Genomic DNA, 19,094 nt, shown 5'->3' with positions numbered 1-19,094 from the left:
TTTACCATTCTGCATTTTAGCACATCAATATAATGAGGGTATTAAAGGTCTGTAATAATACAGACAACTGTTAATACCCTCATATCATTAACTCAAAGAGTAATTATAAATCATTTATAAAATAACAGACATGCATACAACAACTAAAATAATTTTTTACTGGTTATTAATCGGTATTTGTTTTATTCTACACAATTCGTTACATCAGTTCGAAATTTATTATGGAAAAAGCATGGATATTGTAGACGCCGGTGGTGTTCTTCCTTTGGGCATACATATATTTACAATATTAGTATCAATCTCACCTTTCATCCTATCGGTATTATTCTTGAATTTTTCATCAAAAGTGCTATCATGGAGCGCTTTAGTCTGGAGTATTTTATTCTTGTTACTAAATATTGCTCATATGATAGAGGCTATTGCCGTTGAAAAGCCTTTCAATCTTTCTCAGGTTGTTTTATTATCGTTAATTGTAATTACTAACATTTTGCTTACTCTAACTTTATGGAAGCATGCTAAAATAGCGAAAGAACAGGTAGTATGACTATTAAGGAATGGGCAAGCCACCAAAGTAAATGGTGGGGCAAGTGGCATCTTTATTTAGGATTAATTGCCGGATTGATAGTTTCGGTAGTCGGGATTACGGGTAGTATTCTTGTTTTTCAGGACGAAATCGATCAGAAAATGAATCCTGAGTTATTTACCGTTCAGGCAAACGGAACGTATAAAGACTATGGCGAAATTTTGCCTCTCGTAAAGAAACTTTATCCGGAACTGGGTGCCGAATCAATTATGATTAATAAAGGATCGGAGCATCCAACCTATCGAATTTTGAAGGATGGTTATAAAACAGAGGTATTTATTAACCCATATACAGGGGAAGTGCTTGATTCGCGCCCTCGTTTTGGTCGTTTTCTGGGTTCTGTGATGGATATCCATCGTTCACTGATGATCCCGGGTGTCGGACGTTATATTGTAGGAGCAGCTTCATTAATATTATTAATCTTATCTATTACTGGTATCCGATTATGGCTTCCTAAAAAGATAAAGCAGATAAAATCGTCTCTTACGGTAAAGTTTTCGTCTTCGTTTACTCAACAGAATCGCTCGTGGCACAATATTCTGGGAGTATTTACTTTTCCTGTAGTATCTATGCTTTCATTAAGCGGATGTGTTTTTGTGCTCAATATATTGATTTTACCTCTGATGTTTATGTTTGCAGGAAGTTCGCCTCAAATATTGATGAATATCTTTGGTGCAAAATCGAATTATTCGGTAGAGGCACAATCACTTCCACTCGCTAATATCTTAGATTCTTTTCAGGAGGTTGAACCCAATGCTACAGTCACAGCCATTATTTTTCCGAAGGATTCTACCGGGGCATATTTAATTAATGCGCAAAGTCCTTCGAAAATGGCTGAGGGGCGAAAGGTGCTTTCTACGGTTGATCAATATTCGGGTAAAATACTTTTCAATTCTGAAACTGATTTACCCAATGTGGTTCATGCTTATCTATCGTGGATACAACCTATCCATTATGGTTCGTTTGGAGGAATAATAACTCGCATATCGGCATTAATCGGGGGGTTGATTCCTCTCATATTAACCATCACCGGATTTTTTATTTGGTGGCCGAGATATACCGGTCGAAAAAAATATCTGGAAAAAAACAAAGATAAAGTATTCAAGAAAAATGAGGTACAAGAGCTTCTTAAAGTGAATGTATGGAAATTCTTTTCCGGTCAAATAAAGAAAGGTTTTGTATATGCTCTGTGGATTTTACCCATTACCTTCTTTTCAGGTGGATTGTATGGATTATTGGTTGGAATAGTTTGGCAGCCGGCCTGCTTCGCTGTTATATTTTGCAGCTTTTTAGCCACCATAAATTTCATAGTGGCTCTAATCGTACTCATTTTTAATCTTTTATTTTTAGTACCATTCAAAAAAGGAAAAAGATATATTTTGAAATATTTTGCTTGGTCGCTAGGTATTTTTATTATTTATTTAATCGCTTACTTAATATTCTCCCATATCTGTAAATTTTGATTAGATCTTCCAATGTATTCTTTCAGATAAGTTATACGTTCTATAATCTACTGATGATAATATTATGGGAAGATATGTCGATTGATATGAGCTAATAACATAAAGACACAAAATGAATTATCAGACAAAATAAAATGGGCTTTTGCTTCCGCTATTTTTACTGCAATTTGTTGGATTATAGGAGATATGTATGTTGCCGGATTTGAAGTAAATCCTGACGATTACCCTCTATTTTCGCTAAAATATACAGCAAATGTTGATATTAAGTTTGCAACATTAATGTTAGAAGGATCAACGCAAAGGCTGATGTTCGGTGCATTGATTACTGCTATGACTGCCCCTTTATATTTGCCGGGTATGTGGTTAATGTATCAGTTCTTTAAAGATAAGACCAAATGATATGCCTGGGGAACTTACTTTATATTGGTGGCAAGTATAGTATTATCACCATTAGTACATGCCAATTTCATGGTATTTCGGGTCAGAAAGAAGATCTTATTAATCGTTAAAATATATTTTTTTTGATCACACGTAAAATATTTTTAAGTCTCGGTTGTCTGCATTAATAGAGAGTGCACTCTGATAATTATTTAATAAAAACATTTAAACTTATAATAATATGATAACCAAAGATTTTTTTGGAAAAGGTTTCTTCGGAAACAAACATTTTGATGCTGATGACAGAAAAAAACTTATTGAAGAATGGGAAAAAATGCCGGACAATGAAAAACTAGAAATGGTCAATAAACGGATCACTGCATTCAAAGAAGGTAAAGATTGCGACAGAAATCCTTTTTCGGTTGAACATATTGATGCTCATTGCGAAGAATGGATGAGCAAAACACCTGAAGAAAAAGCAAAATTTGTTGAAGACCTGAAAAGTAAATTCGAAAAACGGCATGCAATGATGAAGGAACACTTTTTCCATCATGGATTCGAATCGGGTTTCGGATTTCACGGAAGAGGACACTTCCAAAATGAATCAGCTGAATAACAACAAATAAAAAAATCGGAAGGTTAGTTAAATTAGCCTTCCGATTTTCTATCAACTCAATAAAACAAGGTCGATCACCTATTTATCTATCAGTAAATAAGTTAATATACATCTTACACTCATTTACTATATATAATCATTAAATACTTTTCATTATTTATAATATGAAAGCTAGATTTCTTAAATTTTCATTAGGAGGAATATTAATTTTAGGAATTGCCGGACTGGTAGTTATGCTGCTGTGGAATTCGCTGATACCTTCTATATTCGGATTGACAGTCATTAATTATTGGCAAGCTTTAGGCTTATGGGTTCTTTCACGTATCCTTTTCGGAGGATTTGGAGGTAGAGGTGGCTTTTTTCATCACAGAGAGAATCCTATTCACAAACGCTGGAGACAAATGACTCCCGAACAGCGAAAAGAGTTTGTAGAAAAAAGAAGACGTTTCGGCATGATGAACAGGCAATTTTTTGATAGAGCAATGTATGAAGAATCAGGAAAAGACCAATAATCAAAATATCAATCAACTAATTTCCGAAAACGAACCTCAGTTAAAAGCTTTTATTCGAAAAAGAGTATCCAACAAAGCCGATGCAGAAGATATCCTTCAGGATGTTTTTCTTCAATTGGTAAAAACTGTAGATGAAACTCTTAATCCGATCGAACAGGTTTCAGCATGGCTATATCAAGTAACACGAAATACAATAATTAACAGAGGTAAGAAAAAAACAGAAGAAGAATTACCAATATATTCTACTAATGAAGGAGAAGAAGTATTACAGGACTTTGCTGAATTTTTATTCAACGAAGAATCCCCATCCCCCGAAACTGAATACATGCGTTCTTTGGTCTGGGATGAGCTTGAACTTGCCTTGTCAGAATTGCCTCCAGAACAAAAGGAAGCCTTTGAACTTATGGAGATAGACGGTTTATCAGCTAAAGAAGTTGCCGAAGCCACCGGTGTTTCAGTAAATACATTGCTGTCTCGTAAGCATTATGCCACTAAACATTTGCGTATACGACTCAAAGAACTCTATAACGAACTTTTATCAGACGAATAAACTTCATCTTTACACTTTGCATCTATATTTCAAGACAAAAAAGTAAGGTCTACCTCTTTACGCTCTGTATATTTCTGAAATTTGAAAGCGGGCATGGATAAAGCCATACCTGCATGTATTTTTCCCTCGATGTTCAATAATTGACTCAGTTTTCTCTTCTTATCAAGATCAATTCCTATACAAACATAACCTGTATAAAATTGGGATACACCTAAGCTTTCAGCCATAAGGGATGCATTCTGATAAGCCAGATTAGCATCCTGCCGTCCAAAGTTACTAGATGCCGGAGTATGAATAAATAAAACTGCTTTTGCATCATGTAATATAGCATCTATACCGCTGCGTTGCTTCGCTATTACAGCATTCAATTTCGGAACAGCACCTTTAGCCTCGGGTGATATAAATCCTAAAATAGGCTTGATAAGAGGGTTTGATATTTTTTTAACCGTAGATTCGAATGTGTTGATTGTAATCTCCGATATTTCTTTCAGTAAATCGGGATTGGTCACAACAGTAAAACACACTTCCTGACCATTGCTAGCGGTAGGAGCAAGATGGGCAGCATCTACAATCCGCCGTAAATATTCTTCGGGTACTGCTGACGAAAGAAATGCCCTGTTAGACCGACGGGCTTTAAGCAACTCCATTAACTGATCGGGATCTGGCAGAATGTCCCTTTTAAGGACATGAACTTTTTGAGCCGGAAATTCAGAATGAATGACAGAGTCTGTCGGACAAGCATCAACACAATGCCCGCAAGCAATACAAGTATGAACGTTTCTCCGTCCGATTTCATCTTTCGGATTTTCTTGCGTCAAAATATAAGCAGGGCATACCCTTACACATTTACCACACTTTATGCAGCTTTCTTTTTCAATATCTATGGTTATCATTTACTGATTCTCCCTTAAATGCAGTTTTTAGTCTTTCAGTTTCCATACAAATATAATAAGAACATTAAATAAAAAGTAAAAGAGCCGGCTTTTTAAAGTCGGCTCTTTTAATAAATATCATTTTTTTTTAGATCAAATACTTAACACTATCATTTACTTTTCTTTCCCCAATATGTTTTATTATTACTTCCATATCCGGCATACACAATGGTGTGAGTGCGGGGTACAGCCTCCCAGTCCACTTCTCTTTGTAAATACAACTCTACACCATTGACAGTCAGCACTTGGGTATCTGCATTATAGCTCCACGAAGCATCCTTCCATGTTCCAAGAGATACTTTATGGTCTGATGTCAGTGTCATCACAGACGATTCTTTTTGCTTGCCATAACTATATGACATATCTATATGCTCCCAATTACCGACCAATTCGTCTTCGGTTATAGCTACTTTCGGAACAGCTCCGTAACGCTCCGGCATAACCAACGGCCATCCGTCTTTCGTCCAACGCATACTTCGCACATGCCCAAGCATGATCGTATTATCAATACTTTCGGGAAGTCTTCCTTGCGATGAATAAAACCAATTACCTTTTCCATCATCAAATATAGCGCAATGCGAGATACCTACCCAACCATCACTGCCCGAAAATTTATAAGGATGTGTTACTACCGGAAGGATATCCCCTCCACCAGTAACATTTACTCCGTCTATACCCAGATAAGGACCGGTAATACTTTTCGAACGGGCTACTCTTGTATTGTAAGGAACACCCAATGCATCGTAAGCCATAAAGAGGTAATAATATCCGGTCTCGACATTGTAAACAACCTCCGGACCTTCACTCGCCTGCCAGCGATTACCAGCCCCACGGGTATATATCAGAGTGCCATATTCTTCGGGTGCCTTGCCCTCTGCCCATGGAACACTTAGTGTCTGTTTGGGCATACCTGTATCCGAATTGAGCTGCATCGCAACAATACCACTATGCCATGATCCATAGATCAGCCAATGTTCTCCTGCCGGAGTTACTATAAAAGACGGATCAATAGCATTCCACTTATAATAAGCATTAGCCCAATCTGTAGATGATATATTAAAATTGAGACCTTTATCCGAAGCGTTAGTTACTATATATCCTTTATCTACCCAGCCGTCATTATTCGAAGGATCGGAGTTTTCCATGAGCCCAATAAACGACCGCTCACCCCATGTGCCTTCACCATTCAATAAGCCGGGACACACAATCGAATAATACATCCGATACAATCCGCTTTTGACTTTACGTACACACGGAGCCCAATAACCGAAATCGCCTTCCCCGGTAGTAGCACTCAAGCCCATTTCTTTTCGTATTTCATTCAATTTCGGAACAACCCAACTGGGTAACGATTTCATAGTTCCGCCAAGATATTCCCAGTTTACAAGATCTTTCGATCTGCGCCCATGGAAATGCCCTCCGGCTGTATGGGCATTTCCATACGAAGCATCGGTCTGATACATATAGTAATATCCGTCATCTGCCAATACCACCGTAGGGTCATGCACATTAGATAAATTCCACTGACTGCGCATACTCCAAGCCGAAATACTCGCATAATTATCAAGATAAGTCGGTGCTTTATATTGAGCCAATTGTTCTTCCAATGTTCCTTGCCCCGTTGCTACTGCTATCTGAGGCGAATAAGCTACTCCTCCATTATATAAAACAACGAATGCACGGATATAATAAGTGGTATTCACAAGCAGACCATCAATAGTGGCAGCAAAGATTTTATCTCCATCAGCTACCACTGTGGCACTGTAAATATCAGGATTTTCGTTAGTACTATAACAAAATCCCCTTTTCGATAGTACTACATCATTTGCAACCTCCAATGTCGCCTTCAATTGTATCGAAGACGAAGTAGTATCGGAAGCTACTGGCGTTTCTATAGTCACCCCTAACTCCCCGAAATTTTTATCATCGTCACTACATGCCGCCGAAAGAACTATGCAGCCAATCAGCAAGCCAAACCATTTATAGAGTTTCATATATTTTCCTTTTAGATTTTTCTCCATTTGACATTATTTACTCAGCTGAAGTAGATAGTTCCCATCCCGGATTCTGTTTCAGATTCGGAGCCTTTTTAACTTCAGTTTCGGGTAAAGGGAAATAATAATTCTTCGGACTGTTAAATGCCCTTGTGGGGTGCTTTTGTGCCGATCCGTATGTATACACTGTAGAAGCATCAGGAGTAATGGTCACCCCATAAATATTATACACCTGTTTGTATCGGGGCAGGCTCTTTTCAGTGCTTACAGTTTGTCCCTGAAACAATTTCCAGCGACGCTCGTCAAAGAATCTATGATCTTCAAAACAAAATTCGATACGACGCTCGTTACGGATACGTTCCCGAAGCTGATCTTTAGTCATTCCCTTGTAAGCAGGCATCCCTACTCGGGCACGAACCTGATTTACATACTGATAAGCCTGATCTGGACCATATGCCTCATTGATAGCCTCGGCAGCATTAAGTAGAATTTCACCATAACGGAATATCGGACAGGCATGATTATAAGTTGAAGGACTCTTAAAGGACATATTATTCAAAAACTTCTTCGTATAATATCCGGTCAATGTTCCTCCATGCAGCTGCTGATAATCTAACCCATCTGGATAAGATATATCTACCTTACGCTGCTCTTCCTGCAAAGGGTCACCCCATGTAGAACCATGATGAAGGATAGTCTGCTCCAAACGGGGATCCCGGTTGGCATAGGGATTCTGATCGTTATAAGTCGGATCCTGATCTATCGGTAGTCCGTTTATGGTCTCATAACTATCCACCAGGTTTTGAGTCGGATTTGTACGTCCTGTAGAACTAGCCGTTCCACTAAATCCGCAAGGAGCAAGAAACAACTCAATCTGATATGTGTTCCAAACCGAACGGGTAAGAATATACTCATCATTATAATACGGAGTTGTAACAAAACACTCGTAATAGTTCTTACTCGAATTATTATCACTGGTCGTATACAATTTATATGGATCACTCTGGCTACTGTTCTTTGTTATAAATGCAAGTGCTGCCGTTGCTGCTTCCTGCCAGTAAGTAACATCATTGTTTGTATTATTCAAAGCCGAAGCTCTATATAATAAGGCTCTGGCTTTAAGAGCATAAGCTGTAGCTCCATTTACCCGTCCCCAATTTTCATCTTCATTGCTATAACGAAACGGCAGCTTATTTATGACCGAATCACATTCATTGGCAATCCATTTCAAGGCATCAGCACAATTTGTACGGGCCATATTCATACCTTCGGTATCACTCGGGTCAAATACAATGGGCTGACCGTTTTCATCATTGCCGATAATAGGCACATCTCCGAACCAGCAAGCAATATCGAAATGAAATATTGCTCGAAGTAGACGAGCTTCTGCTACATAACGCTCATACAGATGATTATCATCTCCTTCTTTCTCGGCATTACCAACCACCGTCTGTCTTGCATTTTTCATAAACTGATTGGCTGCCCGTATAGCTTTAAAATCATTTGGCCAGAAAGTCTTAGAGAAGGGGTGATCGGCAGCCGAATAACTATCGGTCAGCACACTGTGATAATAATGCACATCCCAAAACGACAGCGCATTGTCGGTCATACAATCACGTGATGCTGCTAAAAACTGACCATTAGTATATCCGGCAAAAGCATCCGGAAGATAAGTATAAACATTCGCCAGAAATCCACGTGTATTTTCATAACTGCTGAATACCTGCTCATCTGACAGTGATAGATCGACCTCTTTGTCGAGATAATCATTACACCCGGTACTTGCCCCCAACAACAGTATGGAAGCTATATATATTGCAATCTTTTTCATATTATGTTCCTTGTTTATTCATGAATTAAGGTCTCGATATTAGAAACTGATATTTACACCAAATGAGAATGAGCGGGTTTTAGGATACCACCAACAATAACTCATCGGTTTTTCAGGATCAAGTCCTTTCGGAAGATGGCTCCAGTTGCACAGGTTATATCCGCTAAAGTAGAAACGGCATTTGGTCAGATTAGCCTTAGCGATAAGTTTCTTAGGAAGAGAGTAACCTATTTCGATATTCCTCAACGATAGATAGTCACCGTTTACAATCCAGATATCATTCTGATAAGTACCTGTACTTCGGTCACTATCAATAGAATTGAATCCTCCGTATGTAGGACGGGGATATTTAGCATTAATATTACGTGGGTCGGTAGGATCATCGTTATAATATCCCCATGCCTTAGTAACCTCATGAGTTCCCATATTACTCCATCCCGAATAACTAAGCGAAGGAGAGAGAAATACGGAACGATTGAGATAAGCAGTAAGGATAGCACGTGCATCAAATCCGGCATATTCAAATCCGAAAGTTACAGAAGGGATAAGATCCGGAATTATAGTATAGCTGTCAGGGATCATATCGTTCGAATCTATCTGGCGGTCACCGTTCAAATCTTTAAAGACAGCCGTACCCAATTGTTGAGAACCGTTCGATGCAGTATTGTAAGGATATTTCTCAGGGTGATCTATGGCATCCTGCAAGCTTGTAGCAACCCTATTAGGATCGGCTGCCCATCTATCGAATTTATAAATGTTCCAACCTCCCACTCCATTAGAAAATGAACCTTCGTATAGTTCTGCAACAGAAGTATAATCACGAATACGTCCTCCGGTTTTACGCTGCCAAGATACATTGGGTTCGGTTTCGTCCATCTCTGTTATTTTATTTGTGTTGTAGGTAAGCATGCCCTCTACAAAATAATTGAATTTACCGATATTGCCATGATGTCCTAAAGTCAACTCAAAACCTTTGGATTCTACCTTTCCATAAGAATCCTGAGCAACCGAAACCCCTACTAAACTCGGAATAGTAGAACGATCTACCAGAATATTTGACCGCCATTCTTTAAATGCATCGAATGATCCGTAAAGTTTCTTATTCCAAAAATCAAAATCCAATCCCAAATTCAACATATCCGAGATTTCCCATTTATTATTATAACTACCGGCTAAACTTTCATATACGCCGCTGATACTCGAATTTGAAGTACCAAAGCTATATCCTGTTCCCGAACTGTATGTATTCTGATACGGATATCGATTAGCACCTGTGGTAGATTGTCCAGAATTGCCATAGGATGCTCTAAGTTTGAGCAAGCTTATATTTTTATTCTTCAACCAGGATTCTTCAGATGCAACCCAACCCACAGATGTTCCCCAGAAAGTTCCCCAACGACCATCAGGTGCAAAATTGTCGCATCCCATACGGGATATATTGCCCGAAAATATATACTTATTATCATAAATGTAAGTACCTTGTCCATTATACGACATATAGCGGTTAGACGACTGACCTGTATAATCTGAGTTCTCTATCAGATTGACTGTGTTCTGATATGTACGAAAAAAAGCACGGGCACTTATACTATTTTTTCCGAATGTATGATCGTACGATAATCCAGTATTGAAATTGACATTATAATAATTACTGCGTTCCACAGCAGAAGGATCGGACAATGCTGAAAATGAAGTCATACGTGTCAAGGTAAATCCTGAGGGATCGGTCACATCAGCATTAGCATAATCATAGGAATAAGAGTTAATACTATTGGTTTGTGTGGATTCGAATACATCATAAGAGTCGAAACTAACCATAGCATTTACCTTAATACCAGGGACTAATGCTCCTAAGTCTCCTGTAATATTGACTGTCGAATATAAATTGCGTCGACGATTCTTTTCCTGTCCCGACGAGGCAAGCAAACGTGCCGGATTGTTTGCTGTATTCGAGGAGTATATCTGCCCTCCCGGAGTATAAACGGGTTCCATTGGGTTTGCTTCTACTGCTCCAAAAGTAACTAAGCTGAATACACCGGTAGTCGGCTGAGTTATATTATCAATACGTCCACCCAAATCTAATGACACATTAAGGTACTTATTAACATCTATATCCAGATTCGAACGAAGATTGTAACGATTCAAAGCATGTTGGGTACTGTAACCATCGTTGTACTCTGTCCATTTATCATTCCACATGCCTTCTTGCCTCAGATAAGAAAACGATACATAATACTTAGCACGAGCATTTCCCCCACTAATCTGCATATTGGTTTTATACAAAGGAGCTGTTTCCCGATATAATTCGTCAAACCAGTTTGTATTAAAATATTTATACTGATCGATACCCGTCAGTTTTTCACCAGAAGACACTCTCCGGTACATTTCAATCTGTTTATCAGTATACATCGGTTCTAACCCATCCAAGTATCTAACCTGATTACGGGTCAATGCCATATTATAAGAATTCTGTGTTTCCATTTTATTGCTTAACATCTGGAAACCGACCTCCTGAGTAAAGTCTATCTTTGTTTTTCCAGCCTCACCACGCTTGGTAGTTACCAGAATAACGCCGTTGGCTCCACGCATACCATAAATAGCAGTCGCTGCAGCATCTTTCAGTATGGTAATGCTTTCTATAGGGAATGCATCAAGAAAAGAAAGGTCTCTTTCGACATTATCCACTATAATAAGCGGGCTGCGGGCATTCTTATTCATGGTGCGCAATCCTCTTATATACATAGCTGTTTCCGTCCATCCCGGTTCGCTCGACCATTCGTATGTTTCAACTCCGGTCACGGTGGAGGTCAAAGCATTTTGCAGTACAGTAATCGGGTGTTTCTGAAGCTCCTGCCCTGTTACTACAGAGGTGGACTCAGTCATAAACTTTCGGGGTTTACGACCAAAAGGTACAGGCATAGTATGCAGATATTCGTCCAGATCGGCCTCCATTGTGATTGTAAAATCGCTATCAAACTCGGCTATCCCTGTGGCATTTTTATAACCGATACAACTGACACATAATTCATCATCGGCTTTTACATTTTTCAGAAAGAAGAATCCGTTTTCATCCGAAAGAACAATACGGCTCTGTTCAGCAACATTCACGACAGCTCCGGCAATAGGCTTACCTTCGGCATCCAGAATGCGCCCTTTAAGCACTCCGGCCTCCTGAGCCCAGATATTGGAGCAAGCTAACATCAGAACTCCAACCAACAAATATTTTCCTTTTTGGGGCAATTTGCTTATTATGTTATATATACTTGTATACATATGTATTCTATTTAAGGATTACCAACCCGGATTATTTTCAATACCTGTTTTCCAAACTTCTCCTTCAGGTATAGGATAGAGGTACATCTTTTCGTCAAAAACCCTGCTCTGCGCTATTTTACGAGTAATAGTTCCGTCAGAACTTACATTTACTCCATAAATAGGACGTGCCAAAGCTTCTACTGCCACATTCCAGCGGCGAACATCCCATGCCCTGTGTTCTTCGAATGCAAACTCTATTGTACGCTCTTTATGTATAAAGTTTCTCATATTATCTTTAGAAGACGTGAGATCGTTGCGATTGGCTACACTTCCTGTAATACCTGCACGGAGACGTACCTGATCGAGCAAACCGTAAACTGTGGCATTAGGTCCCTGAGCTTCATTTAGTGCTTCGGCATAATTGAGTAATATTTCAGCATAACGGATAAATGTCCATAAACGGTATGCCGTCTGAGAATGCTCGGCACTTAAAATTGTTTCCGGAATATATTTCCGTACATAATAACCTGTAGGTGTAGCATTGGTATTACCCGTAGGATTATCACGCTGACCGAGAACCACATTTATTGTACCATTTCCCCATGCCACTCCATTATAAAGGACAGATGCCGATAAACGGGGATCGCGGTTTGCCCATGGCTTAGCATCACTGTATCCACTGGCTGTATTAACAACCGGAGTTGAGGTTCCACTGCCATATACCGGAGATCCTGTCGCATCATACTGAGAAAAAGGAGAAGACCCATCAGCCATATCATACATATCTACAAGATTCTGAGAGGGACACAGACCTCCGTTTCCTCCTTCTCCCACCGGAGTATCGTTTTGAATACTGCTCCAACCTACAACCACATCATTGCGGTAAAAAATAACTTCTTTATTATTACCCGAATAAGCAGTTCTTAATAAAGCATTTGTATAAGCTTCGTTCCCTAATGTATTTCCACTTCCGTCAGTTGCTGTAAATAAACTGAAGTTGCTGCCGTAATCATCAATAAAGCCTTTTGCGGCATCAGCAGCCTCCTGCCATGTAATACCCGAATCGGTACTATATCTGGGACTAGCCATATACAACATTATCCGTGAATAAAGGGCACGTGCCATAGGCTGACCTATACGCCCAGCCTGACTTGAGTTCCATGCGTTGGTATAAGAAAGTAAGCCGGGTTCGCACTCTTTCAGTTCTTTCAGAACAAAATCCACCACATACTCTTTCACTGTCGGACGGGTTGTATAATTGCTCAACAGATCACCATCCGGATCAAGGACTTCGGTGACTATAGGAATTGGACCATACCGGAGAAATAATTCCCAATAGAAAAATGCACGCAGAAAACGAGCTTCAGATGTATAATTTAATTTATCTTCTTTGTATTTACTGTCACTCAATGCCGGTTCTTTCGGCACGCTGTCTATACGGCTGATAATCATATTACACTTACGTATTCCACGGTAATAATGTTCCCATGTGCCGGTAAGCTCCGCTGCACCTGCGGATCCATAATAGTTTCCTATATTGAATGAAGACCGTACACCTCCAGTAGAATAACTTGTTTCTGCAAGATCCGTAGCTGCATCCAGCCATGAATTATTTATTCGGCAGGCTCCGTGACGTAAAAAGTTATAAGTATCATAATGAAATTCCACCATCAAATTCCAGTCACTGAACACCTCTTCTTCGGTAAGTTCGTTACTTGGCTGTTTATCCAAAAATCCGCCGAAAGCATCTTCACAGGAAGACATCGTGATACAAGTAATACTAAGGACAGATAGTATATATATAAATGTTTTCTTCATGTTTCTCAGAATTTAATATTTACACCAAAATTCACAGTCTTCATGATTGGATAACGGTTCGAACCGTTACTTTCGGGGTCAGTCAAACCATCCAAATCATCCCAGGTTATCAAATTATTACCATTGAAAAACAAACGGCAATCACTCATACCGACCTTTCGTGCCCAAGCAGACGGCAGACTATAACTCAGTTCTATATTCTTCAGACGGACAAATGCGCCGTTTTTCAAGAAGAAAGAGTTCTGCCTCTGATTATGATCTCCATAGCTATCATAGTGTAATAATGGATATTTAGCATTAGCAAGGTTATATGCTTCACTTTGTGAAGGATCCCAACGATCCAGATGATGTTCTTTCACTTTTCCACCACCGACAAAAGCATACATCGCTTCGGCATCATAGTAACGGCTAACATGGTTCACTCCTTGAAACATTATATTAAAGCCCCAGTTTTTCCAATTAAGCCCCAATGTAAAAGCATATATATTTTCGGGTATATCACTGTTTCCAATATATGTTTCGTCTCTTTCGTCAATAAATCCGTCCTTATTCATATCTCGGTATTTAAGGTCTCCGACCTTGACGCTACCAAAAGTAGAAACAGGCAAATTACCTCCGTCAATATCTGCTTGTGTCACAAAACCTTCTGAAACCAATCCGAAATATTGATTAATAGGGTGTCCTTCTCTTTTTCTGTAATCGGTTTTGGATGCTGGTTCGTCCATATCCAATATTTCATTTCTGGCATGAGAGTAAGTAACTCCGACTGAATAACTGAAGTCTTTGCCAATACGGTCGGCATATTTTAATTCGAGTTCATAACCGCTATTTTTGGTCTTACCTAAATTTCCGGCTGCCATCACAACACCCACCCATTGAGGTCTGGTAAGATATTCGGTTAATATATCGTTGCGTTTTTCATAAAACAAGTCAATATTTCCGTTCAAACGGTTTTTGAACAAACCAAATTCGAGTCCCAGATTATATTTATGAGCCCTTTCCCATGTTACCCCATAGTTAGGATACTGAGCTTCGTATATTCCACTCTGACCTGTGGTTCCGAAATAATAATCATTTGATACCTGCGACCATTTTTCTTCATATAAGAAACGCTGACGCACACCATTTACCTGATATATGTCATTACCAACCTGACCATAAGACGCTCTTATCTTGAGGTTATCAAGCCATTTTTGTGTATCCTTCATAAATGCTTCTTCCGTTATACGCCATCCTAAAGAGAAAGATGGAAAAAATCCGAACCTTTTTCCGCGCATAAAGTTTTCAGATCCATTATAACCGGCATTGAATTCGGCCAGATAACGCCCGTCATATCCATAGGTAACACGTCCGACCAAACCTTGATAACGCTGTGCGAGATCAGATTTGTAACGATAGTCGTTCTGCATATACAACATCATGGCTGTAACATCATGTTTACCAAAAGTTCGTGCATAGTTTAACTGACCTTCCAAATAAAGTTTATAGATAGATTCAAATGTATGCGAGTTAGACAGTTTCGTATCCGTATTAAACTGATTATAAGCATCAATAGATGTATAATTATCCCGATCGTTTAATTCATAAGTGGCAAATCCGGCAGAATAAAGGTTACGATGATAGTTCTCGTAATCGAAAGAAAGCATCGCTTTTCCGCTCAAGCCCTTAGTCAGCCAATCCATTTTATAATCTACTATAAAGTTGGTTTCATTAATTGTATTCACGGCTCGGAAATACCCACCATCGGCTAAAGCCGCTACAATATTTTTCTGGTATTGGGAGCTCCCTCCATAAAGAGTTTTAGTCGTTTCGCCGTTCTGTACAGTGTATGATACCGGAAAAAGCCATCCCGGAGTATGATTCATCTCATAGAATATTTCGCTATATGTATTTGACTCATTGGTATTCGAACCTTTACGTTCTTCAAAACGAGTTCCGAAGTTTACTGAAAACGTAAGATCTTTAGTCAGGAAGAAATCGGTATTCGCACGGAACGAATAACGCCGGTATTTAGGATTAGAGCTGTTGTTATATATATTATTGCTCAAATTACGGACAAGTGATGATTGATCGTAAAATTCTCCCGATGCATAATAACGCATACGCTTTGTTCCACCTCGTATGCTCACATTGTAACGTTGAGCCGGTGCACTTTTCTTCAGAACCTGATCGTACCAATCCACATTCGGATAAAGCATAGCATCAAGACCGCTCAACTCTCCGGCACTGGACTTACGATACATTTCGATATCACTTGCCGAAAATTGAGAAGGTAAACCATCATTAGACAAGGCTTCTTCGAGCAGCTTCACAGATTGATAAGAATTAAGATATGTGTCTTTGCGGGTGGGGCTTTGTATCTGCCAATTAGCTGTCAGGTTTACTTCAGGTTTCTGGTCTTTTCCTCTTTTTGTTGTGATCAGCATAACACCGTTCGCTCCACGCACACCGTATACCGCCGTGGCAGAAGCATCTTTCAGTACCGAAATAGTTTCGATATCATCAGGAGCAATCTGAGAGAAAGGACGTTCTATTCCATCTACCAAAATAAGAGGTTGAGCATCACCTGCAAAAGTCGCACGCCCACGAATATAAATCTGAGTATCATCAGCCCCTGGTGCTCCGGATGTCTGGGAGGTTACAACCCCGCTTATTTTTCCGGCAATAGCTTGAGATACATTTCCGCCGGGAGATTGCAGCAAATCTTTAGAAGTTACTTGAGATATGGCTCCGACTACACTCTCTTTTTTCTGAGCTCCGTAGCCAACTACTACCACTTCACCCAATAAAGCGGCATCTTCTTCCATAATGATTGTAAGAGAAGTTTTCCCTTTAGTACTTACTTCCTGTGATTTGAATCCTATGTATGAAACCTGCAAAACAGGATTGTCGCTACTGACATTGAGTGTGAAATTACCATTAAAGTCGGTGACTGTTCCATTGGTTGTATTTTTCTCTACAATACTGACACCAATAACCGTTTCGCCGGTAACATCTTTCACAACACCTTTCACCTGCTTAGACTGCCCCCATACGTTAGTCCCGATAAAAATCAGAAAAACCACAGGTAACAATCGGAAGAGTAAAGGACTCCCCGATGCCTTTGTTTTTGTTCGTTTGTTTTTCATATATGGTATTTTATGAATAGATTATTCTTCAGTATTAAAAAACGGATAATAAGCAACAGTACGCACATCTAAACTTGCAGCTTCTACTGTGAGGAATGTTCCGATATCTGTTGTTGATACGCCTTCGTAATAGAATGTATAATCGGGAAGTTGTACTCCGGCAGCTGTTGTTATTTTTGCAATTACATCTATTCGATTACTACTTCGCGTTATTATCAGCATACAGTATGCGCCCTTCATCTGTGTTTTATAGGAATCCCAATCGTAACTTGCTGATATATTAGATCCGTTATAATTAGTATCTCCCCAACCGAAAGCATCTGCTCGTAAGACAAAATATTCGGCATATCCGGTTTCTCCCCTATCTTTTCCATTAGTTACAACCAACAACCAATTATGATAATTCTGTGTTGCATTGTTATTATTGTAGAAAGTATATACAAAAGGAGAGGAGGTATTACCCGATATTTTTGAAAGACTTGAAAAATACGACCACCAGCCTGCACTATAATCTGCCGGACCTACTAAATAAGAACCAGTAGTATATGAATCTCCTACATAGGTAACTTTAGGATCGATAGCCAGATATGAACCTTCGCAGGTAAGGAAAGAACCAATCGTAGAAGTCATTTCTCCTTCGTAATAGAAACTATAATTATATACGGTTCCGCTTGTAGATGTTACAACAGCTTTCACATCGACACGGTTATTTGTTCGCTTGATAGTCAGATCAACATATGCACCTTTCATATCATTAGTGAAACTTCCATCATCGAAATTGAAATTATGAGTAATATTGTCTGCCTTATAATTGGCATCTCCCCAACCGTAACCATCGGCACGCAGTACGAAATATTCGGCATATCCGGTTTCTCCCCTATCTTTTCCATTAGTTAGAACCAATACCCAGTTACGGTAATTCGCTGTTCCATCGGTATAATTATAAAAACCATAGTGAGTAGTCTGGCTGCCTGCCATCGTCACCAAGTCGGAAAAAGCACTCCACCATGTGGTAGAATAATCTTCATTGCCTACAATGATATAATCACTCTCCTCTTCGCCGCCGCCTGTTGTTGGTACTTTTATCTGTATATCGGTAATTTGATTACGATAGATTGTCAGATCATCCAGCATCCATTCTTTTGTATCCGTATCCGAACCATACCCGATATACAGACTAGGAACAGACGCCATAAACTGAACAATTTTAGAAAAATCGAAATCTGTAACCTGTTTATCAATTTTTTTCTGCCCATCAACGTATATTGCATAACCATCGTCACGAACCATCATTGCTACATAATGCCATTCGCCGACACTCATCAGTCCTGTTTTGTATCCCGAGGGGTTATTATCCTCATATGTTCCATCTACACCATTATAGCTCAACCAGCCATTAGCCGTGATGAACAGATTCTGCGTACCATTTTCATTCTGAAAAGAAAAAAGCGAACCTTCCAAATCCTGTTCCGAACCTTCTTCGGTTTGAGCTGTCTGTTTTACCCAAAAGGTTAACGATACTCCATTCTGTACAGTTACACTATTTAGCGGATTATCAATACGAGCATATCCTCCATTCAGATGTAGTACCCGGCTAGCGAGTACCTCGTCATCTGTCTGAACAGGAATAGCACCGTTATTGTATGCATATAAGTTAAATACGGTAGGATCAAGATCGTCCTCGAATGAGTAACTAACCAATTTCTCTAGTTTCGGGTAAACCTGATTCCCTGCAGGAGAATCCATCTCACCCCAATCCTGACATGAACTGAGGATAAATGCTATCATACCTATAACAACACTATAGGATAATAGCCTTTGTTTTATTCTAAACAAAATCATAGTTTATTTAATAAAAGGTTGAAGTAACTTGCTGTTATTCTTTTAATGACATAAGGTTTCGATACTTTGTTTTTCTCTTTTTCAAACATAGCATCCTTTAGGATCGTATACATTATATGTCCGGTGTTTTGAAAAACCCTGTAGTATGGCTTATTCTAAATGCGTTTTTTCTGGTATCTTTTGTTTATCTTT

At 39.2% G+C, this 19,094-nt stretch carries 12 protein-coding genes; 5 read left to right on the top strand and 7 right to left on the bottom strand.

Translation table 11 applies throughout. The features are described 5' to 3' along the window. The first annotated feature begins 232 nt into the window (after positions 1–232). The 5 genes from K322_RS0103830 (at position 233) to K322_RS0103805 (ending at position 4,102) form a co-directional block, all read left to right on the top strand. The gene (locus K322_RS0103830; protein WP_157279380.1) at positions 233–544 is read left to right on the top strand and encodes a hypothetical protein; all 312 of its coding nucleotides are present in this window, start codon (positions 233–235) and stop codon (positions 542–544) included. Beyond that, positions 541–2,046 (top strand): PepSY-associated TM helix domain-containing protein, encoded by a 1,506-nt coding sequence (locus tag K322_RS18470; RefSeq protein ID WP_051290616.1) that lies wholly within the window; start codon positions 541–543, stop codon positions 2,044–2,046. Before K322_RS0103830 ends, K322_RS18470 begins: the two co-directional genes overlap by 4 nt. A 619-nt stretch (positions 2,047–2,665) precedes the next feature. Continuing rightward, positions 2,666–3,040 carry a hypothetical protein gene (locus tag K322_RS18460; RefSeq protein WP_084158504.1) on the top strand — a complete coding sequence of 125 codons (375 nt, stop codon included), beginning with the start codon at positions 2,666–2,668 and terminating at the stop codon, positions 3,038–3,040. 164 nt (positions 3,041–3,204) lie between these two features. Beyond that, complete coding sequence (locus K322_RS18455) at positions 3,205–3,552, top strand: hypothetical protein (RefSeq protein ID WP_051290615.1); 348 nt, start codon at positions 3,205–3,207, stop codon at positions 3,550–3,552. Further along, positions 3,527–4,102: an RNA polymerase sigma factor gene (locus K322_RS0103805; RefSeq protein ID WP_026625695.1), complete on the top strand. Its 576-nt coding sequence runs from the start codon at positions 3,527–3,529 to the stop codon at positions 4,100–4,102. Before K322_RS18455 ends, K322_RS0103805 begins: the two co-directional genes overlap by 26 nt. Before the next feature lie 29 nt (positions 4,103–4,131). On the opposite strand, the gene K322_RS0103800 is transcribed toward K322_RS0103805, so the two are convergent. From K322_RS0103800 to K322_RS18450, 7 genes are all read right to left on the bottom strand, one after another. Further along, the gene (locus K322_RS0103800; RefSeq protein WP_307986723.1) at positions 4,132–4,995 is read right to left on the bottom strand and encodes a nitroreductase family protein; all 864 of its coding nucleotides are present in this window, start codon (positions 4,993–4,995) and stop codon (positions 4,132–4,134) included. A 149-nt stretch (positions 4,996–5,144) separates the two neighbouring features. Next, entirely contained in the window at positions 5,145–7,028 is a 1,884-nt protein-coding gene (locus K322_RS0103795) for an arabinan endo-1,5-alpha-L-arabinosidase (protein WP_026625693.1), read from the bottom strand. Positions 7,029–7,065: 37 nt separating this feature from the next. Beyond that, positions 7,066–8,859, bottom strand: a complete 1,794-nt coding sequence (locus K322_RS0103790) for a RagB/SusD family nutrient uptake outer membrane protein (protein ID WP_026625692.1) — start codon at positions 8,857–8,859, stop codon at positions 7,066–7,068. 39 nt (positions 8,860–8,898) lie between these two features. Next, positions 8,899–12,132, bottom strand: coding sequence for a SusC/RagA family TonB-linked outer membrane protein (locus tag K322_RS0103785; protein ID WP_026625691.1), 3,234 nt, complete (start codon positions 12,130–12,132; stop codon positions 8,899–8,901). 18 nt (positions 12,133–12,150) lie between these two features. Next, positions 12,151–13,932 (bottom strand): RagB/SusD family nutrient uptake outer membrane protein, encoded by a 1,782-nt coding sequence (locus K322_RS0103780; RefSeq protein ID WP_026625690.1) that lies wholly within the window; start codon positions 13,930–13,932, stop codon positions 12,151–12,153. Positions 13,933–13,937: 5 nt separating this feature from the next. Continuing rightward, positions 13,938–17,060, bottom strand: a complete 3,123-nt coding sequence (locus tag K322_RS0103775) for a SusC/RagA family TonB-linked outer membrane protein (RefSeq protein WP_026625689.1) — start codon at positions 17,058–17,060, stop codon at positions 13,938–13,940. Positions 17,061–17,081: 21 nt separating this feature from the next. Then, positions 17,082–18,902: a LamG-like jellyroll fold domain-containing protein gene (locus tag K322_RS18450; RefSeq protein ID WP_084158503.1), complete on the bottom strand. Its 1,821-nt coding sequence runs from the start codon at positions 18,900–18,902 to the stop codon at positions 17,082–17,084. Positions 18,903–19,094: the final 192 nt, after the last annotated feature.

The sequence above is a fragment of the Indolivaga capnocytophagoides DSM 22835 genome, assembly GCF_000426485.1.
Lineage (GTDB): Bacteria > Bacteroidota > Bacteroidia > Bacteroidales > Dysgonomonadaceae > Dysgonomonas_A > Dysgonomonas_A capnocytophagoides.
This window is presented reverse-complemented; position numbering and strand designations above follow the sequence as displayed.